The sequence below is a fragment of the Streptomyces sp. NPDC051578 genome (assembly GCF_044454045.1).
In the GTDB taxonomy this organism is placed as follows: domain Bacteria; phylum Actinomycetota; class Actinomycetes; order Streptomycetales; family Streptomycetaceae; genus Streptomyces.
Map to the genome: position 1 here is coordinate 23,462 of NZ_JBITDH010000001.1, position 23,512 is coordinate 46,973.

General features: G+C 71.7%; 24 protein-coding genes. 11 read left to right on the forward strand and 13 right to left on the reverse strand.

What is annotated here, in order from left to right; all coding sequences use genetic code 11:
* Window positions 1–136 precede the first annotated feature (136 nt).
* The gene (gene fabI, locus ACIA6C_RS00135; protein ID WP_361138007.1) at window positions 137–907 is read right to left on the reverse strand and encodes an enoyl-ACP reductase FabI; all 771 of its coding nucleotides are present in this window, start codon (window positions 905–907) and stop codon (window positions 137–139) included.
* 5 nt (window positions 908–912) lie between these two features.
* On the reverse strand, window positions 913–1,632 hold the full coding sequence (gene fabG, locus ACIA6C_RS00140; RefSeq protein ID WP_361138006.1) for a 3-oxoacyl-[acyl-carrier-protein] reductase: 720 nt from the start codon (window positions 1,630–1,632) through the stop codon (window positions 913–915).
* A gap of 186 nt (window positions 1,633–1,818) precedes the next feature.
* Between fabG and ACIA6C_RS00145 the strand changes: the two genes are divergently transcribed.
* The 3 genes from ACIA6C_RS00145 (at window position 1,819) to tyrS (ending at window position 6,086) form a co-directional block, all read left to right on the forward strand.
* The gene (locus ACIA6C_RS00145; RefSeq protein ID WP_399271775.1) at window positions 1,819–3,342 is read left to right on the forward strand and encodes a TldD/PmbA family protein; all 1,524 of its coding nucleotides are present in this window, start codon (window positions 1,819–1,821) and stop codon (window positions 3,340–3,342) included.
* Window positions 3,342–4,742, forward strand: coding sequence for a metallopeptidase TldD-related protein (locus ACIA6C_RS00150; RefSeq protein WP_361138003.1), 1,401 nt, complete (start codon window positions 3,342–3,344; stop codon window positions 4,740–4,742). The genes ACIA6C_RS00145 and ACIA6C_RS00150 overlap by 1 nt, the downstream gene beginning before the upstream one ends.
* Window positions 4,743–4,820: 78 nt before the next feature.
* Window positions 4,821–6,086 carry a tyrosine--tRNA ligase gene (tyrS, locus tag ACIA6C_RS00155; protein WP_399271777.1) on the forward strand — a complete coding sequence of 422 codons (1,266 nt, stop codon included), beginning with the start codon at window positions 4,821–4,823 and terminating at the stop codon, window positions 6,084–6,086.
* Between the two features lie 92 nt (window positions 6,087–6,178).
* On the opposite strand, the gene ACIA6C_RS00160 is transcribed toward tyrS, so the two are convergent.
* On the reverse strand, window positions 6,179–6,460 hold the full coding sequence (locus tag ACIA6C_RS00160) for a GlsB/YeaQ/YmgE family stress response membrane protein (protein ID WP_361137999.1): 282 nt from the start codon (window positions 6,458–6,460) through the stop codon (window positions 6,179–6,181).
* Between the two features lie 177 nt (window positions 6,461–6,637).
* Between ACIA6C_RS00160 and ACIA6C_RS00165 the strand changes: the two genes are divergently transcribed.
* Both ACIA6C_RS00165 and ACIA6C_RS00170 read left to right on the forward strand, forming a co-directional pair.
* Window positions 6,638–6,970, forward strand: a complete 333-nt coding sequence (locus ACIA6C_RS00165; protein WP_366082324.1) for a DUF3099 domain-containing protein — start codon at window positions 6,638–6,640, stop codon at window positions 6,968–6,970.
* A 138-nt stretch (window positions 6,971–7,108) separates the two neighbouring features.
* On the forward strand, window positions 7,109–7,366 hold the full coding sequence (locus ACIA6C_RS00170) for a hypothetical protein (RefSeq protein WP_361137997.1): 258 nt from the start codon (window positions 7,109–7,111) through the stop codon (window positions 7,364–7,366).
* A 102-nt stretch (window positions 7,367–7,468) separates the two neighbouring features.
* Here ACIA6C_RS00170 and moaA read toward each other — a convergent pair whose 3' ends face one another.
* From moaA to ACIA6C_RS00185, 3 genes are all read right to left on the reverse strand, one after another.
* On the reverse strand, window positions 7,469–8,458 hold the full coding sequence (gene moaA, locus ACIA6C_RS00175; RefSeq protein WP_361137995.1) for a GTP 3',8-cyclase MoaA: 990 nt from the start codon (window positions 8,456–8,458) through the stop codon (window positions 7,469–7,471).
* Between the two features lie 177 nt (window positions 8,459–8,635).
* Window positions 8,636–10,261: a cation acetate symporter gene (locus tag ACIA6C_RS00180; protein ID WP_361137993.1), complete on the reverse strand. Its 1,626-nt coding sequence runs from the start codon at window positions 10,259–10,261 to the stop codon at window positions 8,636–8,638.
* Window positions 10,258–10,626, reverse strand: a complete 369-nt coding sequence (locus ACIA6C_RS00185) for a DUF485 domain-containing protein (protein ID WP_399271781.1) — start codon at window positions 10,624–10,626, stop codon at window positions 10,258–10,260. Before ACIA6C_RS00185 ends, ACIA6C_RS00180 begins: the two co-directional genes overlap by 4 nt.
* 287 nt (window positions 10,627–10,913) lie before the next feature.
* On the opposite strand from ACIA6C_RS00185, the gene ACIA6C_RS00190 reads away from it, so the two are divergent.
* On the forward strand, window positions 10,914–12,467 hold the full coding sequence (locus tag ACIA6C_RS00190; protein WP_399271782.1) for a S8 family peptidase: 1,554 nt from the start codon (window positions 10,914–10,916) through the stop codon (window positions 12,465–12,467).
* Window positions 12,468–12,559: 92 nt separating this feature from the next.
* Here ACIA6C_RS00190 and ACIA6C_RS00195 read toward each other — a convergent pair whose 3' ends face one another.
* From ACIA6C_RS00195 to ACIA6C_RS00225, 7 genes are all read right to left on the reverse strand, one after another.
* On the reverse strand, window positions 12,560–13,603 hold the full coding sequence (locus tag ACIA6C_RS00195; protein ID WP_399271784.1) for a zinc-dependent alcohol dehydrogenase family protein: 1,044 nt from the start codon (window positions 13,601–13,603) through the stop codon (window positions 12,560–12,562).
* A 28-nt stretch (window positions 13,604–13,631) separates the two neighbouring features.
* Entirely contained in the window at window positions 13,632–14,318 is a 687-nt protein-coding gene (locus ACIA6C_RS00200) for a lysoplasmalogenase (protein WP_399271786.1), read from the reverse strand.
* Window positions 14,315–15,187, reverse strand: a complete 873-nt coding sequence (locus ACIA6C_RS00205; protein WP_361137984.1) for a sterol desaturase family protein — start codon at window positions 15,185–15,187, stop codon at window positions 14,315–14,317. Before ACIA6C_RS00205 ends, ACIA6C_RS00200 begins: the two co-directional genes overlap by 4 nt.
* Window positions 15,188–15,348: 161 nt before the next feature.
* Window positions 15,349–16,569, reverse strand: a complete 1,221-nt coding sequence (locus tag ACIA6C_RS00210) for an amidohydrolase family protein (protein WP_399271788.1) — start codon at window positions 16,567–16,569, stop codon at window positions 15,349–15,351.
* Window positions 16,566–17,852, reverse strand: coding sequence for an amidohydrolase family protein (locus tag ACIA6C_RS00215; RefSeq protein WP_399271790.1), 1,287 nt, complete (start codon window positions 17,850–17,852; stop codon window positions 16,566–16,568). Before ACIA6C_RS00215 ends, ACIA6C_RS00210 begins: the two co-directional genes overlap by 4 nt.
* A 19-nt stretch (window positions 17,853–17,871) precedes the next feature.
* Entirely contained in the window at window positions 17,872–18,756 is an 885-nt protein-coding gene (locus tag ACIA6C_RS00220) for an SDR family NAD(P)-dependent oxidoreductase (protein ID WP_399271792.1), read from the reverse strand.
* 1 nt (window position 18,757) lies between these two features.
* The gene (locus tag ACIA6C_RS00225; RefSeq protein ID WP_399271794.1) at window positions 18,758–19,555 is read right to left on the reverse strand and encodes an acetoacetate decarboxylase family protein; all 798 of its coding nucleotides are present in this window, start codon (window positions 19,553–19,555) and stop codon (window positions 18,758–18,760) included.
* A gap of 110 nt (window positions 19,556–19,665) precedes the next feature.
* Between ACIA6C_RS00225 and ACIA6C_RS00230 the strand changes: the two genes are divergently transcribed.
* The 5 genes from ACIA6C_RS00230 to ACIA6C_RS00250 all read left to right on the forward strand — a co-directional run bounded on the left by ACIA6C_RS00230 (window position 19,666) and on the right by ACIA6C_RS00250 (window position 23,404).
* Window positions 19,666–20,373 carry a TetR family transcriptional regulator gene (locus tag ACIA6C_RS00230; RefSeq protein ID WP_366082335.1) on the forward strand — a complete coding sequence of 236 codons (708 nt, stop codon included), beginning with the start codon at window positions 19,666–19,668 and terminating at the stop codon, window positions 20,371–20,373.
* A gap of 125 nt (window positions 20,374–20,498) precedes the next feature.
* Complete coding sequence (locus ACIA6C_RS00235) at window positions 20,499–21,476, forward strand: DEDDh family exonuclease (RefSeq protein WP_361138056.1); 978 nt, start codon at window positions 20,499–20,501, stop codon at window positions 21,474–21,476.
* A 64-nt stretch (window positions 21,477–21,540) separates the two neighbouring features.
* Entirely contained in the window at window positions 21,541–21,801 is a 261-nt protein-coding gene (locus ACIA6C_RS00240) for a hypothetical protein (protein ID WP_361137977.1), read from the forward strand.
* 48 nt (window positions 21,802–21,849) lie between these two features.
* Window positions 21,850–22,638 carry an SURF1 family protein gene (locus ACIA6C_RS00245; protein ID WP_366082336.1) on the forward strand — a complete coding sequence of 263 codons (789 nt, stop codon included), beginning with the start codon at window positions 21,850–21,852 and terminating at the stop codon, window positions 22,636–22,638.
* A 10-nt stretch (window positions 22,639–22,648) separates the two neighbouring features.
* The gene (locus tag ACIA6C_RS00250) at window positions 22,649–23,404 is read left to right on the forward strand and encodes an SDR family oxidoreductase (RefSeq protein WP_399271797.1); all 756 of its coding nucleotides are present in this window, start codon (window positions 22,649–22,651) and stop codon (window positions 23,402–23,404) included.
* Window positions 23,405–23,512 lie beyond the last annotated feature (108 nt).

Consider the following 23,512-nt stretch of genomic DNA (forward strand, 5'->3'; position numbering starts at 1 on the left):
TTTAATACCGTCTATCCCAACCACGCTTTTGGCCCCGCCCGGCCCCCCCCCCCCGGGGGCGGGGGCGGGGGGGGGGGGGGCCCCCCCCGGGGGGCCCCCCCCCCCCACCGCCGTACGGACGTAAGGGACGCGAAGGTCAGGCGCCCATCGCGTGCAGGCCGCCGTCCACGTGGACGATCTCGCCCGTCGTCTTCGGGAACCAGTCGGAGAGCAGGGCCACGATGGCCCGGCCCGTGGGCTCCGGATCGCTCATGTCCCACTCCAGCATGGAGCGGGAGTTCCACACGTCGGCCAGGTCGGAGAAGCCGGGGATGGACTTCGCGGCCATCGAGCCGAGCGGACCGGCCGAGACCAGGTTGCAGCGGATGTTCTCCTTGCCCAGGTCGCGGGCCAGGTAGCGGCTGGTGGCCTCCAGCGCGGCCTTGGCCGGGCCCATCCAGTCGTACTGCGGCCAGGCGAACTGCGCGTCGAAGGTCAGGCCGACGACGGCCGCGCCCTCGTGCGGGAACAGCGGCTTGCAGGCCATGGTGAGCGACTTCAGCGAGAACGCCGAGACGTGCATGGCGGTGGCGACCGACTCGAACGGGGTGTTGAGGAAGTTGCCGCCCAGGGCGTCCTGCGGCGCGAAGCCGATGGAGTGGACGACCCCGTCCAGGCCGCCGAGCTCGTCGCGGACGAGGCCCTCCAGGCGGGCCAGGTGCTCCTCGTTGGTGACGTCGAGCTCGATCACCTTGACCGGCTTGGGCAGCTTCTTGGCGATGCGCTCGGTGAGCGAGGGGCGCGGCCACGCGGTGAGGATGACCTCGGCGCCCTGCTCCTGGGCCAGCTTGGCGGCATGGAAGGCGATGGACGACTCCATCAGCACCCCCGTGACGAGGATGCGCTTGCCTTCGAGAATTCCACTCATGGTGATCAGTGACCCATGCCCAATCCGCCGTCTACGGGAATGACGGCTCCGGTGATGTACGCGGCGTCGTCGGACGCCAGGAAGCTCACGGCCGCCGCGATCTCCTCGGGCTGCGCGTAGCGGCCCAAGGGCACCTGGCCCACGATGGCCGCGCGCTGCTCGTCGGTGAGCACCTTCGTCATGTCGGTGTCCACGAAACCGGGGGCGACGACGTTGAAGGTGATGTTGCGCGATCCCAGCTCACGGGCGAGCGAGCGGGCGAAGCCCACGAGCGCGGCCTTCGAGGCGGCGTAGTTGGCCTGGCCGGCCGCACCGAGGAGGCCGACGACCGAGGAGATCAGGACGACGCGGCCCTTCTTGGCACGCAGCATCCCGCGGTTGGCCCGCTTGACGACCCGGAACGTGCCGGTGAGGTTGGTGTCGACGACCGAGGCGAAGTCCTCCTCGGACATCCGCATGAGCAGCGTGTCCTTGGTGATGCCGGCGTTGGCCACCAGGACCTCGACCGCGCCGTGCTTGTCCTCGATCTCCTTGTAGGCCTGCTCCACCTGCTCCGAGTCGGTGATGTCGCAGCGGACCGCCAGGACACCCAGCGAGGCGAGCTCCTGCGGTGGCTCGCCGGACCGGTACGTGATCGCGACCTTGTCGCCCGCCTCCGCGAAGACTCGGGCGATGGCGAGGCCGATGCCCCGGTTTCCTCCGGTGACGAGAACCGAGCGGCTCAACGGATCACCCTTTCGCTTAGCTGTGTGATGAACAAAAACCTATCGGTCCCGCCCTGGATAAGGAGAATCGGGGCCCGACAGGGCCTTGCCGCAGCCTCTGTGGAGTCTCTACAGAAAGAAGTGTGCACAACGGCCCCGGGCGCGACATGATCGGGGCGACCGGCCCCGACCCCGGGAGGAATCGACGTGCCCCATTCCATCGACGCGGCATTCACCGCGCTGCCCTTGCGGGCGCTCGCCGACGCGGCGCTCGCGCGGGCGCGCGCGCTGGGCTCCGACCACGCCGACTTCCGGCTGGAGCGGATCCGCAGCGCCTCCTGGCGGCTGCGCGACGCCAAGCCGTCCGGCAGTTCGGACACCACCGACCTCGGCTACGCGGTGCGCGTGGTGCACGGCGGCTCCTGGGGCTTCGCCTCCGGTGTGGACCTGACCATGGACGGCGCGGCGAAGGTGGCCTCGCAGGCCGTGGCCATGGCCAAGCTGTCGGCGCAGGTGCTCAAGGCCGCGGGTTCGACGGAGCGGGTGGAGCTCGCCGACGAGCCGGTGCACGCCGACCGGACCTGGATCTCCGCCTACGACGTGAACCCGTTCGAGGTGCCGGACGCGCAGAAGGCGGCCCTGCTGGCCGAGTGGAGCGCGCGGCTGCTGGCGGCGGACGGCGTGACGCACGTCGACGCGTCGCTGCTGGCGGTCCACGAGAACAAGTTCTACGCCGACACCGCCGGCACCTCCACCACCCAGCAGCGGGTACGGATCCACCCCCAGCTCACCGCGGTCGCCGTCAACGCCTCCACCGGCGAGTTCGACTCGATGCGCACCATCGCCCCGCCGGCCGGGCGCGGCTGGGAGTACCTGACGGGCACCGGCTGGGACTGGGACTCCGAGCTGGAGCAGATCCCCGGACTGCTCGCCGAGAAGATGCGGGCGCCCGGCGTGGAGGCCGGCCGCTACGACCTGGTCGTGGACCCGTCCAACCTGTGGCTGACCATCCACGAGTCCATCGGGCACGCCACCGAACTGGACCGGGCGCTGGGCTACGAGGCCGCGTACGCCGGGACCTCCTTCGCCACCTTCGACCAGCTGGGCGAGCTCAAGTACGGCTCCTCGATCATGAACGTGACCGGTGACCGCACGGCGGAGCACGGCCTGGCCACCATCGGCTACGACGACGAGGGCGTCGAGGCGCAGAGCTGGGACCTGGTCAAGGACGGCACCCTGGTCGGCTACCAGCTGGACCGGCGGATCGCGAAGCTGACCGGGCTGGGGCGCTCCAACGGCTGCGCGTTCGCGGATTCGCCGGGCCACGTGCCGGTGCAGCGGATGGCGAACGTCTCGCTGCGGCCGGATCCGGGCGGCCTGTCCACGGAGGACCTGATCGGCGGGGTGGAGCGCGGGATCTACGTGGTCGGCGACCGCTCCTGGTCGATCGACATGCAGCGCTACAACTTCCAGTTCACCGGCCAGCGGTTCTTCCGCATCGAGAACGGCCGGCTGGCGGGGCAGCTGCGCGACGTGGCGTACCAGGCCACGACCACCGAGTTCTGGGGCTCGATGGAGAAGGTGGGCGGCCCGCAGACGTACGTGCTCGGCGGCGCCTTCAACTGCGGCAAGGCACAGCCGGGCCAGGTCGCGTCCGTGTCCCACGGCTGCCCGTCCGCGCTGTTCCGCGACGTGAACATCTTGAACACGACCCAGGAGGCCGGACGCTGATGTCGGTTCGTACCAAGCCCCACGAGATCGTCGAGCGGGCCCTGGAGCTGTCCACCGCCGACGGCTGCGTCGTCATCGCCGACGAGGAGTCGACGGCCAACCTGCGCTGGGCGGGCAACGCGCTCACCACCAACGGCGTCACCCGCGGCCGGACCCTGACGGTCATCGCCACCGTCGACGGCAAGGAGGGCACGGCCTCGGGGGTCGTGTCGCGCTCCGCCGTCACCGCGGCCGACCTGGAACCTCTGGTGCGCGCCGCCGAGGCGGCCGCGCGGAACGCGGGCCCGGCGGAGGACGCCCAGCCCCTGGTCACCGGTACACCGGCCTCGCCGGACTTCACCGACGCCCCGGCCGAAACCTCCTCTGCGGTGTTCACCGACTTCGCCCCGGCCCTCGGCGAGGCCTTCGCCCGGGCCCGCGCGGGCGGCCGGGAGCTGTACGGCTTCGCCAACCACGAGCTGGTCTCCACCTACGTCGGCACCTCGACGGGCCTGCGGCTGCGCCACGACCAGCCGAACGGCACGCTGGAGCTGAACGCGAAGTCGCCGGACCGCCGGCGCTCGGCGTGGGCCGGCCGGGCCACGCGGGACTTCAAGGACGTGGACCCGACCGCGCTGGACGCGGAGCTCGCCGTACGCCTGGGCTGGGCGGAGCGCCGCTTCGACCTGCCGGCCGGGCGGTACGAGACCCTGCTGCCCCCGACGGCGGTGGCGGACCTGCTGATCTACCAGATGTGGTCGGCGGCGGCCCGGGACGCGGTGGAGGGCCGGACGGTCTTCTCCAAGCCCGGCGGCGGCACCCGGATCGGGGAGCGGCTGTCCCGGCTGCCGCTGACACTGCGCAGCGACCCGAACGCGGCGGGCCTGGAGTCCGCGCCGTTCGTGATCGCGCACAGCTCCGGTGACGACGCCTCGGTGTTCGACAACGGCCTACCGGTCCCGGCCACGGAGTGGATGAGCGGCGGCGAGCTGGCCCGGCTGACCACGACCCGGCACAGCGCGGACCTGACCGGGCTCCCGCTCTCCCCCGGCTTCGGGAACCTGATCCTGGACGGGGGCGGGGAGAAGTCGCTGGAGGAGATGGTGGCGGGCACCGGCCACCAGGGGCGCGGCCTGCTGCTGACCTGCCTCTGGTACATCCGCGAGGTCGACCCGGCGACGCTGCTGCTGACCGGGCTGACCCGGGACGGCGTGTACCTCGTGGAGAACGGCGAGGTCATCGGCGAGGTCAACAACTTCCGGTTCAACGAGTCCCCCGTGGACCTGCTGTCGAGGGCCACGGAGGCCGGCCGGAGCGAGAAGACCCTGCCGCGCGAGTGGAGCGACTGGTTCACCCGCACCTCGATGCCGGCCCTGCGGATCCCGGACTTCAACATGAGCTCGGTCAGCAAGGGCGTCTGAGGGGTCCTCCCCGCCCGCCTAGACTGGCGGGGAAACCCCTCTTCATCTGGTTCATCTCGTTCAAGGAGAGTCACGACCGTGACGGACATCGTCGACGAACTGAAGTGGCGCGGGCTGTTCGCCCAGTCCACCGACGAAGAAGCGCTGCGCAAGGCGTTCGCGGACGGTCCGGTCACGTTCTATTGCGGATTCGACCCGACGGCGGCCTCGCTGCACGTGGGCCACCTGGTGCAGGTGCTCACGGTGCGCCGGCTCCAGCAGGCCGGTCACCGGCCGCTGGCGCTGGTCGGCGGGGCCACCGGTCAGATCGGCGACCCGCGGCCGACCGCCGAGCGCACCCTGAACGACCCGGAGACGGTCGCGAACTGGGTGACGCGCCTGCGTACGCAGATCGAGCCGTTCTTGTCCTTCGAGGGCGAGAACGCGGCCGTCATGGTGAACAACCTGGACTGGACGGCGGGCATGTCCGCCATCGAGTTCCTGCGGGACATCGGCAAGCACTTCCGCGTCAACAAGATGCTGACGAAGGACTCGGTGGCCCGCCGGCTGGAGTCCCAGGAAGGCATCAGCTACACCGAGTTCAGCTACCAGCTGCTCCAGGGCATGGACTTCCTGGAGCTGTACCGGCGCCACGGCTGCACGCTCCAGCAGGGCGGCTCGGACCAGTGGGGCAACCTGGTGGCCGGCCTGGACCTGATCCACAAGCTGGAGCCGCAGGCCCAGGTGCACGCGCTGGCGACGCCCCTGATGGTCAAGTCGGACGGTACGAAGTTCGGCAAGACCGAGGGCGGGGCCGTCTGGCTCGACCCGGAGATGACCACCCCCTACGCGTTCTACCAGTTCTGGCTGAACGTGGACGACCGGGACATCTCGGGCTACATGCGGATCCTGTCCTTCAAGTCCCGCGAGGAGCTGGAGGAGCTGGAGAAGCAGACCGCCGAGCGGCCGCAGGCGCGCGCCGCCCAGCGGGCGCTGGCCCAGGAACTGACGACGCTGGTGCACGGCGCCGACCAGTGCGACGCGGTGATCGCCGCCTCGAAGGCGCTGTTCGGCCAGGGCGAGCTGGCCGACCTGGACGCGCCGACGCTGGCCGCGGCCCTGTCGGAGCTGCCGCACGCCCGGGTCGCGGAGCTCGCCCCGGTCGTGGACCTCTTCGCGGAGACGGGCCTGGTCGCGAGCAAGTCGGCGGGCCGCCGGACGGTGAAGGAGGGCGGTGCCTACGTGAACAACGTGAAGGTGACCGCCGAGGACGCGGTCCCGGCCGCGGAGGACCTGCTGCACGGGCGTTGGCTCGTACTGCGCCGCGGCAAGAAGAACCTGGCCGCGGTCGAGGTCACGGGCTGACGGCCCCGGCGCCCTCCGTGGGCATGGCGAAGGGGCCGGTACGGACGTCCGTACCGGCCCCTTCGCCGTGCCCGCGGAGCGCGCCGGGCCGCTCAGGTCATCTGGCGCCGCCGGTCGCCCTTGAGGGCCATGTAGACCATGTCGCCGAGTCCGACGATCAGGACGGCTCCGGCGAGCTGGAGCAGGTGCCGGATCCAGTCGATGCCCTTGGTGTCGTGGACGCCGATCCAGGTGGCCACGGCGTTGCCGAGGACGCCTCCGATGATGCCGAAGATCACGGTCAGCCAGATCGGCTGGTGCTGCTTGCCCGGCAGGATGGCCCTGGCGATCAGCCCCAGCACCAAACCGACGATGATCGCCCACAACCAATGCATGTCGAGCCTCCTCGCGGCGCGTTGTGCGCAGGTGGGCCCAGTCTCGGCTCGGCCCGCGTGGGCCGCATTCCGGCAGCGCCGTTCGGGGGCACCCCCTCTCCTCGCCCCGGTGGCGGCGGCGTACGGTGGAAGGGGTCCGGGCCGGGAGCGCCCGGCGGGTGGATCGGGTGGTGGAGCGTGGAACGGTCGAAGCGGAACGGGGCCGAGGTCTTCCGGATCACCGGAGCGCGGATGGGCCTCAGCGAGGACGTGCGCGGTCGGCAGCGCCGGTACGTGATCTCGATGACGATCAGGACCCTCTCGGTCATCGCGACCGTTTTCCTATGGAACGTGGAGCGTCATGTGGCGATCGTGACGTTGGTGGCGGGCGCCCTGCTGCCCTACGTCGCGGTGGTCATCGCCAACGCGGGTCGCGAGTCGGCGCCCTCGCTGCCCTCGCACTTCCTGCCCGCTCCGGTGCGCCCGGTGCTGGAGGCGGGAAACCTCAAGAAAACCTCAGATCAATCATGAAGTTCCGGTGCACCGCACCGGGTCCTGCGTGACATACTGCCTACGCGCTCCGCATCCCCCGTCGGAGCGACGGACCGACGCCGGGCAGCTCCCCCCGTGGCTGCTCGGCGTCGCCCTTCCGTTTGTAGGGTTGAGGCTGTGAACTCCCCTGATACGGACACCAGCGCCCCCGGCACCGATCCCACCTGCTCCGCCAAGGGCTGCCGCGCCGCGGCGGTCTGGGTCCTGGCGTGGAACAACCCGAAGCTGCACACACCGGAGCGCCGCAAGACGTGGCTGGCCTGCGAGGAGCACCGCGAGCACCTCTCGCGGTTCCTGGACGTGCGCGGGTTCCTCAAGGACGTCGTGAAGCTGGAGGAGTGGGTCCAGCCGGAGGGCTCGGAGCGCGAGCGCTGAAGACCCGCCGCAGGAGTGCCTGAGTTTCGCTTGAGAACGGGTCGAGGCCCCGTCCGGTCGCCGGACGGGGCCTCGTGATGTGACGGGTGGCTGCCGGCCGGCCTAGCCGCCGATCGCCGACATCGGGCGGTCGGGCTGGAGGAAACTCGGGTCGTCGAGGCCGGAGCCGGCCTTCTTGCCCCACATCGCCACCTTCCACAGGCGGGCGATCTCCTCGTCCGGGGCGCCCGAGCGCAGCGCGCCCCGCAGGTCCGACTCCTCGGTCGCGAAGAGGCACGTACGCACCTGGCCGTCGGCCGTGAGGCGGGTGCGGTCGCAGGCGCCGCAGAACGGGCGGGTGACGGAGGCGATGACCCCGACGGTGGCCGGGCCGCCGTCGACGAGCCAGCGCTCGGCGGGGGCGGAGCCGCGTTCGTCGGCGCCCTGCTCGGTGAGGGTGAAGCGGGTGCGCAGCGAAGCCAGGATGTCACCTGCGGTGATCATGCCGTCGCGCTTCCAGCCGTGCTGCGCGTCGAGCGGCATCTGCTCGATGAAGCGGAGTTCGTACTCGTTCTCCACGGCCCAGGCGAGCAGGTCGGGGGCCTCGTCGTCGTTGAGGCCCGGCATGAGCACCGCGTTGACCTTCACCGGGGTGAGACCGGCCTCCCGGGCGGCCGCCATGCCGTCGATGACGTCGTGGTGACGGTCGCGGCGGGTGAGGGTCTTGAACACCTCGGGCCGCAGGGTGTCCAGGGAGACGTTTACTCGGTCCAGGCCGGCGGCCTTGAGCGCCTGTGCGGTGCGCTTGAGCCCGATGCCGTTGGTGGTCAGCGACATGTCGGGCCGCGGTTCGAGGGCCGCGCACTGCTCGACGATGCCGACGAGACCGGGGCGCAGCAGCGGTTCGCCGCCGGTGAACCGGACCTCGGTGATGCCGAGCCGGGTGACGGCGATGCGGATCAGCCGGACGATCTCGTCGTCGCTGAGCAGGTCCGTCTTCTGCAGCCACTGCAGGCCTTCCTCGGGCATGCAGTAGGTGCAGCGCAGGTTGCACCGGTCCGTGAGTGAGACGCGCAGGTCAGTGGCCACACGGCCGTAGGTGTCGAGAAGCACTGTGGGCCCCCTCCCCTGTCCGCTTCATAGAGGTAGCGCCGCTCGGTCGAGACATGTGTGCGCTGCTTTCGAGCCTACGCGACGCCCGTGACTTGTTGTGGTGCCTGAACGAACGAGACGTGCCGTGGCCGTGTCGTAGGGAAGTACGACACGGCCACGACGGGTGTCCGGAGTATTTCAGTGAGCGCCTGTTCCCGTCAGGGCCCGGACTTCGAGTTCGGCGAACTTCCGGGGGTCGGCCTCCTCCTTGGACAGGAGGGTTCCCAGCCAGCCGAGGAGGAAGCCGAGCGGGATGGAGACGATGCCGGGGTTCTCCAGCGGGAACCAGTAGAAGTCGGCGCCCTTGAACATCGAGGTGGGCTTGCCTGAGACCACCGGCGAGAAGAGCACGAGGACGACCGAGGAGACCAGGCCGCCGTAGATGGACCACAGCGCGCCCTGGGTGGTGAAGCGCTTCCAGAACAGGCTGTAGAGGATCGTCGGCAGGTTGGCGGACGCCGCGACGGCGAAGGCGAGGGCGACCAGACCGGCGACGTTGAGGTCGCGGGCGAGGGCGCCGAGCCCGATGGCCACGGCGCCGATCACGACGGTGGACCAGCGGGCCGCGCGGACCTCCTCCTTCTCGGTGGCCTTGCCCCTGCGGATGACGTTCACGTAGATGTCGTGCGCGAAGGACGAGGAGGAGGCGAGGGTCAGGCCGGCGACCACCGCGAGGATCGTGGCGAAGGCGACCGCGGAGATCACCGCGAGCAGGATGGCCCCGCCGGTGGTGCCGGGACCGCCGCCGACCTCCTGCGCGAGCAGCGGCGCCGCGGTGTTGCCCGCCTTGTTGGAGGCGAGGATGTCGGCCCGCTTGAGCAGGGCCGCGGCGCCGAAGCCGAGGGCGATCGTCATCAGGTAGAAGGCCCCGATGATGCCGATGGCCCAGTTCACGGACTTACGGGCGGCCTTGGCGGTGGGCACGGTGTAGAAGCGGATCAGGATGTGCGGCAGGCCGGCGGTGCCCAGGACCAGCGCGATGCCCAGCGAGATGAAGTCCAGCTTCGTGGTCCCGTTGGTGCCGTACTTGAGACCGGGCTCCAGGAACTTGGCGCCTTGGCCGCTGTTCTCGGCGGCCTTGCCCAACAGGTCGGAGATGTTGAAGTGGAACTTGAGCAGCACTAGGAAGGTGACCAGCAGGGCGCCCGCGATGAGCAGGACGGCCTTGACCATCTGGACCCAGGTGGTGCCCTTCATCCCGCCGATGGTCACGTAGAGGATCATCAGGACGCCGACCAGGGCGACGACGGCCACCTTGCCGCCGTCGCTGGTGATGCCCAGGAGCAGCGAGACCAGCACGCCCGCGCCGGCCATCTGGGCGAGCAGGTAGAAGATCGACACCACGATGGTGGAGGTGCCCGCGGCGGTGCGTACGGGCCGCTGGCGCATCCGGTAGGCGAGGACGTCGCCCATCGTGTAGCGGCCGGAGTTGCGCAGCGGCTCGGCGACCAGCAGCAGGGCCACCAGCCAGGCGACGAGGAAGCCGATGGAGTAGAGGAAGCCGTCGTAGCCGAAGAGCGCGATGGCCCCCGCGATGCCGAGGAAGGACGCGGCTGACATGTAGTCGCCGGAGATGGCCAGGCCGTTCTGGAAGCCGGTGAACTGGCGGCCGCCGGCGTAGAAGTCGGCGGCGTCCTTGGTCTGGCGGCCGGCCCAGATGGTGATGACGAGGGTGGCGACCACGAACAGCCCGAACAGGGTCATGATCAGCGGGCGGTGCTCGGTGGCCCCGGCGGCGGCCGTCAGGTGCAGTGGAGTGCTCATTCTCCGGCCTCCATCCGCGCCTTGATGGCGGCGGCCTTGGGGTCGAGCCCGGTGGCGGCGTGCCGCGCGTAGAGCCAGGCGATGAGGAAGGTCGTCGCGAACTGGGCGAGGCCGAGGACGAGGGCGACGTTGATGTTGCCGAAGAGCTTGGTCCCCATGAAACCGCCCGCGTAGTTCGAGAGCAGGACGTACAGGAGGTACCAGGCGATGAACGCGACGGTGAGGGGGAAGGCGAAGGAGCGGTGGGAGCGGCGCAGTTCGGCGAACTCCGGGCTCTGCTGGACGCGTTCGAAGTCTTCGGCCGTGGGACCCGCCGGGCGTGGTTCCACGCCGCCGGGCGGCTGCGCTGCTGCTTGGGTTGTCACCGGGGGCTCTCCTTGTGACGCGGGTGCGAGGGGGCGGGTACGGACAAAACGACCTCCGTGGTGGGGAGCGGTGGCGCCGGTTCCCCCTGACAACGGCACGGCTCGCGCGACGGGACGGTTCAACACGTTCCGTTTCTGAGGCCGTTTTCCGCCGTCCTGCTCGTTCCACCGGATTCTTCGAACTGATGGCGCAGGGGTGAAGGCCGGTACTAGGTTCGCCTGTCATGAACCCGTCGCCTGCGCGGACCACGCGCGGACGGCCCTTTCACTGATGATGTGGAGAACCCATGGCTCAGCTGGGGTCACGATCCCCCAAGAGGCACGGCCGTCTCGCCGTACCGGTCGGCCTCGCGCTCACCGCCTCGCTCGCCTTCCTGTCCCCGGTCGCGGCCTCCGCCGCGCCCCTGGGCACGACGGCCGGCGCGGCGGCCGGGGCCAAGCCCGACACCTCCGGTCCCGAGCTGTCGTACGTGGCGAACCTGAACACGTACGCCACCGTCACGGCGGCGCAGAAGGCCGTCGAGCGGGCCGGCGGAACGGTGGTGACCTCGTACGAGCAGATCGGGGTGGTCGTCGCACACTCCCGCAACCCCGACTTCGCCAAGCAGCTGCGCGCCCAGCGCGGCCTGTTCGTGTCGGTCGGCGCCACCCGCACCGCCCCCCTCAAGACGGTGCAGACGACCGAGGAGGGCACCACGCAGCGCCTCGGCGCGGCGGACGCGGCGAAGGCGGCGGCGAGCGCGCAGCCCGGGCAGGAGCCGCTGGAGCCCAACCAGTGGGACCTGCGGGCGATCAAGGCCGACCAGGCGCAGGCGCTCAACGCCGGCAGCCCGGACGTCACGGTCGGGGTCATCGACACGGGCGTCGACGACACTCACCCGGACCTCGCCCCGAACTTCTCCAAGAGCCAGTCGGCCAACTGCGTCGGCGGCGTCGCCGACACCACGGACGGCGCCTGGCGCCCGTACCCGGACGGCAGCGACCACGGCACGCACGTGGCGGGCACCATCGCGGCCGCCCGCAACGGCATCGGCATCAGCGGTGTCGCACCGGGCGCGAAGGTCGCCGCGATCAAGGTGAGCGAGCCCGGGACCAGCCTCTTCTACACCGAAGCGGTCGTCTGCGGCTTCGTGTTCGCCGCCGAGAAGGGGATCGAGGTGACCAACAACAGCTACTACGTCGACCCCTGGTACTTCAACTGCAAGTCGGACGACGACCAGAAGGCGCTGGTGGAGGCCCTCGGCCGGGCGGCCAAGTACGCGGAGCGCAAGGGCGTGCTCAACGTGGCCTCCGCGGGCAACGAGAACTGGGACCTGGCCTCCCACTCGATCACCGACACGACGAGCCCGGACGACGGCACCCCGGCGCCGCGCACGATCGACCCGCACGACTGCCTGGACCTGCCGACGCAGCTGCCGGGCGTGGTCTCCGTCTCCGCCACCGGTGACAAGGGGCTGCGGTCCTACTACTCCAGCTACGGTCTCGGCGTCATAGACGTGGCGGCGCCGGGCGGCGACAAGTGGCAGGTGCCCGACACCCCGGACGCCAACGGCCGCGTGCTGTCCACCCTCCCGGGCGGCGGCTACGGCTACAAGCAGGGCACCTCGATGGCCGGTCCGCACGTCGCGGGCGTCGCGGCCCTCCTCAAGAGCGCCCACCCGACGGCGACGCCCTCGCAGCTCCAGGCCATGCTCAAGGCGCAGGCCACGAAGACGGCCTGCCCGGAGAAGATCTACGACGCCGCGGGCACCCTGGTCGACGCCGGCACCTGCCAGGCCAAGTGGGGCCAGACGGGTTATTACGGCTACGGCGTGGTGGACGCGCTCAAGGCCGTGAAGTAGCGCGGGACGTGCAGTAGCGCGGGACGTGCAGTAGCGCGGGACGTGCACGGCCGGCCGGGGAAGCTCCCCCGGCCGGCCGTGCGGGACCGTCCTCAGAGCGTGATCAGGACCTTGAGGGCGCTGCGGTCGTCCATCGCGCGGTAGCCGTCCGGCACCCCGTCGAGGGAGACCGCCCGGTCGAAGACGGGCGCCGGGTCGATCGCGCCGCTCAGCACGTCCTCCAGCAGCTCCGGGATGTACGCGCGCACCGGGGCGACGCCGCCGCGCAGGGTGAGGTTGCGGTCGAACATGACGCCGAGGTCGAGGCCGGTGCCGCTGCCGTGCGGGACGCCGACGTAGCCGATGGTCCCGCCGTCGCGGGCGATGTTCACCGCGGTGCGCATGGACTCCTCGGTACCGACGGCCTCGATGACGCAGTGGGCGCCCTGGCCGCCGGTGAGCTCGCGGACGGCCGCCTCGGCGGCCTCGCCGCGCTCGGCGACGATGTCGGTGGCCCCGAACAGCTTCGCGATGTCGGTGCGGGCGGTGTGACGGCCCAGGGCGATGATCCGCTCGGCACCGAGCCGCTTGGCGGCGAGGACGCCGCACAGGCCGACCGCGCCGTCCCCGACGACGGCGACCGTGGAGCCCTCGCGGACGCCGGCGCCCACGGCGGCGTGGTGGCCGGTGCCCATGACGTCGGACAGCGCGAGCAGCCCGGTCAGCAGGTGGTCGTCGGAGGCGGCGTCGGCGGGCAGCTTCACCAGCGTGCCGTCGGCGTGCGGTACCCGCACGGCCTCGCCCTGGCCGCCGTCGTGGCCGACCGAGCCCCAGAAGCCGCCGTGCACGCAGGAGGTGTACAGGCCCTCGGAGCAGTAGTCGCAGGTGCCGTCCGACCACATGAAGGGCGCCACCACGAGGTCGCCCGCGCGCAGGCCGGACACGGCGGAGCCGGTCTCCTCGACGATGCCGAGGAACTCGTGGCCGATGCGCTGGCCGGGTTGGCGCTCGGCCGCGCCGCGGTAGGCCCACAGGTCGCTGCCGCAGATGCAGGCACGCAGGACGCGGACGACGGCGTCCTCGGGGCGCTGGATCGCAGCGTCGGGCACCTCCTCCACGCGGATGTCGTGCGGGGCGTGGATGACGGTGGCACGCATGGTGGCGCTGCCCTCCGATCAGGTTGGTTCAGTCTTGTATGACTGACCCACCGTACGCCTGCCGGGAGGCGAGCGCGCCCGTGGCCAGCAGGTACTGGGCCGCGAGGTAGGTGGCCATGATCCACAGGTCGGGGCGGGGCGGCTGCGGCCAGTCGGCGACGCCGGTGGCGATGAGGGTGTCGGAGAGCAGGAACAGCGCCCCGCCGATCGCCGCGCGCGTCCCGAGGGCGCCGGCGCGGCAGGCCATCGCGGTGAGCAGCAGGCTGTACCCGGCGACGGGCACCCGCAGGTCGCCCGGAAGGTCGCCCCAGAGCAGCGCGACCGTCCCGACGAGCGCGGCGGCGTACGCGCCCACGAGCGCGGGGTGTGTCCTGCCCCGGCCGAAGAGCACGAGGTAGCAGACGTGCCCGGCGGCGAAGGAGCCCATGCCGACGAGGAAGGCGGGGCCGGCGTCGACGAGCAGCGCCAGGTCCCCGCCCCAACCGAACAGCAGGGCCGCGACCAGCAGCCGGGGCGCCCCTCGGGTGACCACGTGGGCGACGAGCAGCGGCATCAGCAGCGGCTTGGCGAGGACGTGCCCGAGGTGCCAGCCGGCGAGCAGCGAGAGGAGGTCGAGCACCCCGGCGGCGGCGAACGCGGCGAGCAGCACCCGTCCGCGGGTGTCGTCCGGTACGGGGCGGGCCCAGGAGGGGGTACGGGACCCGGTGGCGCTCACGCGGCGTGCTCCGCCGGCGCCTTGGCGGGCTCGGCGGCCGGGGCGGGCTGCCAGCCGGGGCCGCGGAAGACCCGTCCGGCGCGCTCGCGCCAGCTGCGGGCGGCGCGGACGTCGCGGGCGATGGCGGCGTACTCGTGGGTGGCCACGCGCAGCGGGTTGAAGGTGTCGATGTTCTTGGTGAGTCCGTAGACGGGCTTCTCCTCCTCCCCCACCCAGGAGCCGAACATCCGGTCCCAGATGATCAGGATCCCGCCGAAGTTGCGGTCCAGGTAGCCCCCTTGGGAGGCGTGGTGGACGCGGTGGTGGGAGGGGGTGTTGAAGACGTACTCGTAGGCCCGCGGCAGTTTGCCGATGCGCTCGGTGTGGACCCAGAACTGGTAGAGCAGGTTGATGCCGTAGCAGAACGGGATGACGGCCGGGTGCACGCCGAGGGCGACCATCGGCAGGTAGAACCACCAGGTGGTGGCGCTGGTCCAGGGCTGGCGCAGGGCGGTGGTCAGGTTGAACCGGCGGCTGCTGTGGTGGACGACGTGGCAGGCCCACAGGATCCGGATGACGTGGTGGCCGCGGTGCTGCCAGTAGTAGAGGAAGTCCTGGGCGAGCAGCATCAGCGGGACGGTCCACCACAGGAACGGCACGCGCAGCGGGGTCAGTTCGTAGACCGCCGTGAAGACCGCGACGACCGGGAGCTTCCAGAGCAGGTCGAACCCGATGCTGCCGAGGCCCATGGCGATGCTGGTGGCCGCGTCCTTGGCCTCGTACCCGGCGGCGTCCTCGTCGGGATGGAGCCGGTAGCTCACCAGCTCCACGACGGTGAGCAGCACGAAGGCGGGTATGGACCACAGCACGACATCGGGCAGGTTCGGCATGCCCGCACCATAGAGGCGCCCCCACCACCGCCGCTAGGGGTTGTTACCGATCGGTATCCATCGGGGTTACCCAGGGTACCGATCGCGTCGGTCCACGGCGGCGGACCGCCTCCTCCGGAGCGGATCACCTGCCCGCCGCGAGCCGCCCCGGAGGGTCCGCGTCACCAGACGCGGACCGAGGCGCCGCGGGCGAAGGCGGGGCTGGTGGCCTGCGGGGGGATGTCGGTGAGGGGTTCGGCGGTTTCCGAGACGAGGGGTCCGTGCTTCGCCGCCAACGGGTCCAGCAGGTCCAGGTCGAATCCGTAGACGCGGGCCGCGTTCCCGCCGACCATGGCGGCGACCTCCTCCCTCGGCAGGCCCGCGTAGGCGATGCGCAGGCCCTCGCGGGAGAAGGGGGTGGTGCCTTCGTCGTGGGGGTAGTCGCTGCCCCACATGATCTTGTCGAGGCCGATCCGCTCCCGCAGCGGGACCTCGTGGGGACGCATGAAGCTCGCCCCCACGAAGCAGTTGTCCCGCCAGACCTCGCTCGGACCCTTGCCCATGGAATCCGCCAGGCCCGCCCCGAACTTGGCCTCCGCCGTGGCCGAGGCGGTGACCAGCCGGGCATGGTAGTAGTCCAGCATGTCCAGCACGCCCGGGATCCAGCCGGAGCCCTGCTCCGTCAGGACCAGCTTGAGGCCGGGGTGCCGGCGGAAGGCGCCGCCGAAGACCAGGTGCCACAGGGCGCGGTGCGAGAACCAGGTGGTCTCCACCATGAAGACGGCCCGGGCGGCCGGTTCGTCGCCGAGCGGCGGGGACGCCGAGCCGCCGTGGTGGTTGACCGGGACGTCGAGTTCGTCGCACACCGCCCAGATCGGGTCGTAGGCCGACGAGTACAGCTCGGGGACGGTGGAGCCCGGCGGGACGCCCGGGAGGAGGATCCCGCCCGTGAGGCCCGCCGCCCTGGTGCGGCGGACCTCCCGCACCGCCGCGTCCACGTCGTTGAGCAGGATCTGGGCCACCCCGGCCCGCCGGCCCGGGGCGTCCGCGCAGAAGTCGGCGAGCCAGCGGTTGTGGGCCTGCAGGCCCGCCCAGCGCAGTTCGTACTCCGCGGCCGTGGGCGGCTGTGCCATCAGGGAGGTCTTGGGGAAGAACGGCGGGATGGTGTTGGGGAAGACGACCTCCGCGACGATGCCGTCCGCTTCGAGTTCGGCCACCCGCCGGGCCGAGTTCCAGTTGCGGTCGGCGGTGTCGGCGAGCAGGTCCTCGTACGGGTTGACGTACGTGGCGGCCCAGGCGTCGAACTCGTCGTGGTGGCGCTTGGCCAGGTACGGCTTGTAGTCGAGCAGGTCGGCGCCCGCGTGGCAGTCCGCCGAGATGACCGTGTAGCGGTCCTGCGTCATGACGAGACCCCCAGCACCGGGAAGTCGTGGCCGGTCAGCCAGTGCCGGCCCACCTCGCGGGAGCCGGCCCAGGAGGCTTCCACCGCCGCCTGGTCGGCGCTCTGGCCGAGATCCGCCGGGGTCGGGCCGATCCGCCGGGCGAGCGGGGCCAGCTCGGCGGTGTCGAAGCCGAAGACCTCCGCCGCGGCGAGGCCCAGCATCCGGCGGCTCTCGCCGACCGGGATGTCGTGGAACGTGTTCCGCAGCCAGTTGCGGGTGTCCGGCCAGGTGCCCTCGGGGTGCGGGAAGTCCGAGCCCCACAGGATGTTGTCCACGCCGATCTCGTAGCGCTGGGCCAGCTCGCGCCGCTTGGTGTTCGTCGCGCAGATGAAGACCTGACGGTCCAGGTATTCGCTGGGCGGCCGCCTCAGCTCCGCGAACGGGGAGAGCTTCTTGCCGCCGTGCGCCCCCAGGTACAGCCGGTCCATGAACCACAGCTGGTTGGGCAGCCACCAGCAGCCCGACTCCGCGACGCCGAACCTCAGCCCGGGGTGCCGTTCGAAGACCCCGGACCACAGCAGGAACCACAGCGGGCGGGCCGGCCACCAGGTGACCTCGGAGACGTAGATGCCGAGGTGGTCCCCGTACTCGTGCCGGGGCGCGGCCCCCGAGTGGGTGACGACCGGCATCGCGGTCTCGGCCGCCGCCGCCCAGACCGGGTCGTAGCGGCGGTCGTGGTAGGGCGGCCGGTCCACCCACATGGAGGGGATCATCAGCGCGCCGAGCCCGGACTCCTTCGCCCGGTGGATCTCAGCGACGACCTCCGCCGGCTCGCCGGTGATGGGCAGCAGGGCGACCCCGCAGTGCCGTTCGGGATGTTCGGAGACGAACTCCGCCAGCCAGCGGTTGTGGGCCCGGGCGCCGGCCATGCCGAGCTCGGGGTCCTGGTCGCCGGAGAGGCCGAGGCCGACCCCGAAGGGCGCCGCGGTCCCGCTGTCGACGGCGTCCGCGTCGGGGAAGACGACTTCGGCGGCCACCCCGTCGCCGTCGAGTTCCTTGAGCCGCTGCCCCACGTCCCAGCCGCCCTTGAGGCCTTCCTCGTGGTCGTGGAACCACTTCTCGGCGAAGGCCTCGTTGCGGACCCCGAGCCGGGTGGCCTCCTCGCGGCGGGCGTCGCGCTGCCCGAGGAACTCGTCGAACTGTCGGTGGAAGCGGGAGTCGAGGTAGGGGCGGTAGCGCTCGGTGGGCAGTCCCGCGTGGCAGTCGGAGGAGATGATCAGGTACGGGTCTTCGTACGCGTTCACGGCAGGGCTCCTCTGCTCCTCAGTCGAGGATGAAGCTTTCGAGGTAGGCGGGGTTGGCGCGGTCGAGCATCGATTGCGAACGGGCGCGGATCTGCCGGTCGCTGTGCTCGCCGGCCGGGAGCATCCAGAACCGGTCGGCGCGGATGCCGTCGACCACGTGCTCGGCGACCTCCTCCACCGGGGTGAACCTCACCTCGTGGCCGGCTCGTTTCATCGCGGCCTCGTACTCGTCGAGACTGCGGTACGGGGTCTTGCGCGGCCGCTGCTTCGCGTAGCGTTCGGGCCGGTTGCGGTGCGACTCCCACAGGCCGGTGCGCAGCATGTGCGGCCCGGGGAAGAGGACCGAGGCGCCGACCTCCGCGCCCTCCGCCTTGAGGTGGGCGTACAGCGACTCGGTCATGGTGACCACGGCGGCCTTGGTGACGGCGTACACGGAGGCGGTGGGCAGCGGGGCGATGCCGCCGTCGCCTGAGCTGGTGTTGACGACGTGCCCGGGGGCGCCGCCCGCGATCATGCGGGGGACGAAGGCCTGGATTCCGTGGAAGACGCCCCAGACGTTGACCGCGAACGCCCATTTCCAGTCGTTGGGCTCGTGCTCCCACATCCGGCCCTCGGCGCCGGAGCCGACGCCCGCGTTGTTGCACAGGACGTGGACGGCGCCGAAGGCGTCGTAGGCGGCGTCCGCGAGGGCGACGACCGAGTCGCGTTCGCTGACGTCGACCAGCCTGGCCAGTACCTCGGCGCCTTCGGCGGTCAGCCCGGCGGCCGCCTCGCGCAGGGCGTCCTCCTCCACGTCGGCGAGCACGACCCGCAGTCCCTCGGCGGCGAAGCGGCGGGCCATGGCGAGCCCGATGCCGCCGGCCGCACCGGTGACGACGGCGACCTGTCCCGGTTCGAGGCGCATCTCACACGCTCCCCTCGGGCGGCCCGTCGAGTACCTGGAGCGGGTCGTCGTAGCGCTGGTGGATGTACGGGAGCAGGGCCTGGGCGCTGACGCGTTCGGCGACCCGGCCCTTCTGGTCGGTGGTCTTCTCGCCGATGGTCAGTTCCACGATGCGGCGCACGGGGAGGTCGGCCACCGGGTCGAACATCGACTCGCGCAGCACCACGTCGCCGGTGAGGTGCTCCAGCCTGCGGACCTTCTCGTTGCGCGTGCAGTGCACGAGCACCGGGTCGGCCTCGAAGCCCGAACCGTCGACCGCCGGGAGGAACTTGAAGTAGAAGTCGGTCTTGACGGTGGGCCCGGGCAGCGGCAGGGCGCCGTCCACGGCGCCGCGCACCTCGACGAACGCGATGCCGTGCCGGGAGAGGGAGGCGCGTACGACCAGGCCCTCGCGCTCGACGGTGACCTCGCCCAGCTTCTTCGGTTCGCCGAACACCTCACGGCCGCCGATCAGGGCGCGTTCGTGGGTCATCGGCATCACCAGCGGGTACCAGCCCTCGACCTCCCCGTGGCGGGCCGCGACGGCCACCGAGCCGGCGCCGAGCGGGTACCCGGGCAGGTCGACCTTGCTGATGTTCGCCCGCACCAGGGGCCGTTCGGCGGGCTTGAGCGGGGGCGGCAGGACCGCCGCGACCACGTCCGGGTCGCTCTCCCAGACGGCCACCACACCGGTGGACCAGATGTCGGGGAGCTTGGCGCTCTTCTCGCGCGACGCCGTGATCTCGGCCCCGGTCCGCGCTCCGTACCGTACGCGTGCCATGTCTCGCACCACCTCTCGGTCGGGTCTGTAACACAGTTACACCGCGGACGATGAAGGGTAAAGGCCCACGACGGCGCGAACTGACGGACCGACAGATTGGCGGCGCACCCATGGCGCGAAGCGCGCTGACCCGCGAGGAGGTACTGGACGCGGCCGCGTCCCTGGTCAGGCGGCACGGCCCGGCGGCCCTCACCATGCGGGGCCTCGCCGCGGAACTCGGTACGGCCGTCACCTCCATCTACTGGCACGTCGGCAACCGCGAATCGCTGCTCGACGCCCTCGTGGAGCGCACCGTGCGGGAGATGGGCGCGATCAGGCCCTCGGGCCGCACCCCGGCCGAGCGGATCGTCTCCGTGGCCCGGCTGCTGCGCCGCGAACTGCGCGAGCGGCCGCACCTGATCGCGATGGTCCACGAACGCGGACTGACGGAGCGCATGTTCCTCCCCGCCCAGCAGGCCCTCGTGCAGGAGGTCCGGGCGGCCGGGCTGCGCGGGGCCCGGGCCGCCGACGCGGTGCGCGCCGTCCAGTTCCAGACCGTCGGCTACCTGCTCGTGGAGCGGAACCGCGAACGCTCCCCCGCCCAGTCCCCCGACGAGGGCGAGCTCTGGGGGGCCGCCGCGGCGCCCGGGGACCCGGCGCTCTCGCGCGCCCTGGCCCGCCCGCCGGACCCGGAACGGCTGTTCCTGCTGTCCCTACGGGCTCTGGTCCGGGCCCTGTTGACACCTGCCCCGGCTCCCCCGCCCGCCCCGCCGCCGGACCGCGCCGTCGCGCCGCCCGCGCACCGCCCCCGTCGGCCGGGCCGGCCCGCGCCCGGCTGATCCGCCGACGGCCGAGGGCCTGGCCGCTCGTTCCCCGACCCGGACCCGTCCCGTTCCCCGACCCGGTGCCCGCCTCGTTCCCGCAACCGTCGGGCCCCGGGTGTCAGTCCGTGCCGATATCCTCTGTGACCATGCTCGACGACCGAACGACCGCAGAGACGATGTGGCCGACCGCGTACCCCCAGGGGTACGCGGTCGTCGACGTGGAGACCACCGGGCTCGCTCGCGACGACCGGATAGTGTCCGCCGCCGTCTACCGGCTCGACGCGCAGGGCAACGTGGAGGACCACTGGTACACCCTGGTCAATCCGCGCCGGGATCCCGGGCCGGTGTGGATCCACGGGCTGACCAGCGACATGCTCCAGGACGCCCCGCTCTTCGAGGACATCGCCGAGGAGTTCTCCGGCCGCCTCGCGGACCGGGTGCTGGTCGCGCACAACGCCATCTTCGACTGGCAGATGATCGCCCGGGAGTACGCCCGGGCCGCCGCGGCGGCGCCGGTCCGTCAGCGGCTGTGCACCATCGCCCTCTCGAAGGAACTGAACCTCCCGCTGCCCAACCACAAGCTGGAGTCGCTCGCCGCGCACTTCGGCGTGGTCCAGCAGCGCGCCCACCACGCCCTCGACGACGCCCGCGTCCTGGCCGAGGCCTTCCGGCCCTCGCTGCACGCCGCCGCGCGGGACGGCGTACGGCTGCCCCTGCTGGAATGCCGCCCGCTCACGGAGTGGTCGGACTCCCCCGCCGCGCCCCGCATCGGCTACCAGGGCCCCTTCGGGGCGACGAGCTGGCGGCCCTCCCGCAAGCGCCCGCCGTGCCCGTACCCCAACCCCGGCCGGTTCGAGGACGGCAAGCCGCTCAAGCAGGGCATGCGGATCGCGTTCTCCGGGGACACCTCCGTGGACCGGGAGCTCCTGGAGGACCGTGCCGTCGAGGCCGGTCTGCACGTCGCGACGAGTGTGTCGCGGCTCACGAGCCTCCTGGTCACCAACGACCCCGATTCGGCGACCTCGAAGACCGTGAAGGCGAAATCCTTCGGAACGCCGGTGGTCGACGAGGCGGCCTTCACCCAGCTCCTGAGGGACGTGGCTCCGGCAGACGGGTGACCCTCGCACGACTCGCCAGGCACCCTCTTCCCCGGGGCCGCCGTCCGGTCCCACCCTGTGGCGCATGGCCCGTTGCGAAGTATGCGGAAACGATTACGACCTGGCGTTCTACGTGGAGACGCAGGACGGTGCACGGCACGTGTTCGACTCCTTCTCCTGCGCCATCCACCGGATGGCGCCCATCTGCGAGCACTGCCGCGTGCAGATCATCGGGCAGGGCGTCGAGGCGGACGGCCACTGGTACTGCGGGGCGCACTGCGCCCGCGCGGAGGGCAAGGCCGGCATCGTGGACAAGGTGGGCAGCGCGGCCGGCTTCACCGGATGACGCCACCCGGCCGCCGGGGACTTAGCCGGTGGGGGTACCGTCGTGGGCGTGTACCGCTTTGTGCTGACCCGGCAGTGGGTGTGCCTCACCCTCATCACCCTCGCCCTCATCCCCGCGATGATCAAGCTGGGGTTCTGGCAGTACCACCGCCATGAGCACCGGGTCGCGCAGAACGAGCTGATCGCCAGGAACCTGTACGGCAAGCCGGTCCCCGTGGGCGAGCTCACCTCCCCGGGCCACGTCGTCCCGAGGGACGACTACTGGCGTGCGGTCTCCGCCACCGGTACGTACGACTCCGCGCACGAGGTGGTCGTGCGGATGCGGACCTCCAACGACGACAAGGTCGGCTTCCAGGTCGTCACCCCGCTGGTGATGGACGACGGCCGGGCGGTGCTGGTCAACCGCGGATGGGTGGCGGGCGGCGAGGACTCCCGCGCGTACCCGCCGGTGCCGGCGGCGCCCACGGGCGAGGTGACGGTCACCGGACGGCTCAAGGCGGACGAGACCAGCGGCGACAGCGGCATCAAGGACCGCAAGGGCCTGCCCGAGCGCCAGGTGATGCTGATCAACAGCACCCAGCAGACGGCGTACGTGGGCCGGCCCGTGCTCGGCGGCTACCTGGAGCTCACCGCGCCGGTCCCGGCGGGCGGCAGCCCGGAGCCGGTCGCCGAGCCGGACCACGACTCGATCGGCCCGCACATGGCGTACGCCGTGCAGTGGTGGCTGTTCGCCGCGGCGGTACCCGTGGGGTGGGTGATCCTGGTGCGCCGGGAGAAGCGGGACCGCGACGAGGCGTCGGCCAAGGCCGCCTCGGAAATGGCGACCGCCTCGGCGTAGCGTGTCCGGCATGGATCTTGGACTTGAGGACCGTGTCTACATCGTCACCGGAGCCACCCGTGGCCTCGGCTACGCATCCGCCCGCGAACTGGCCGCCGAAGGCGCGAAGCTGGTCGTCACCGGCCGGGACCAGGAGCGCGCGACTGCCGCCGCCGCCTCTCTGGGACCGCACGCGGTGGGCGTCGCGGCGGACAACTCCGACCCCGGCGCGGCCGCGCGGCTCGTCGCCACCGCGCTGGAACGCTTCGGCCGCCTCGACGGCGTCCTCATCAGCGTCGGCGGCCCCGCTCCGGGAGCGGCGGCGGACAACACCGACGAGCAGTGGTCGGCCGCCTTCGAGTCGGTCTTCCTGGGCGCGGTCCGCCTCGCCCGGGCGGTGGCGGCCGAGCTGGGCGAGGGCGGGGTCATCGGCTTCGTGCTCTCGGGCTCGGTGCACGAGCCGATCCCGGGCCTGACCATCTCCAACGGCCTGCGCCCCGGGCTCGCCGGCTTCGCGAAGTCCCTGTCGGTGGACCTGGGCCCGCGGGGCATCCGGGTCATCGGGCTGCTGCCCTCGCGGATCGACACGGACCGGGTGCAGGAGCTGGACGGCCTGTCCGGTGACGCGGCGGCCGCACGGGCGGCGAACGAATCGCGGATCCCGCTGCGTCGCTACGGTACGGCGGAGGAGTTCGGCCGCACGGCGGCGTTCTTCCTCTCCCCGGCGGCGTCCTACCTGACGGGCGTCATGCTCCCCGTCGACGGCGGCGCCCGCCACGGCTTCTGACACCCCGGCCCCAGCCATCCCCCCGTGGCGCCCCCCGCCCCGCGGTAGCACTCCCACCCCCGCGGGGGAACTTGCAGCCCCGCGGGGAAATTTCAGCCTCGCCGGCGT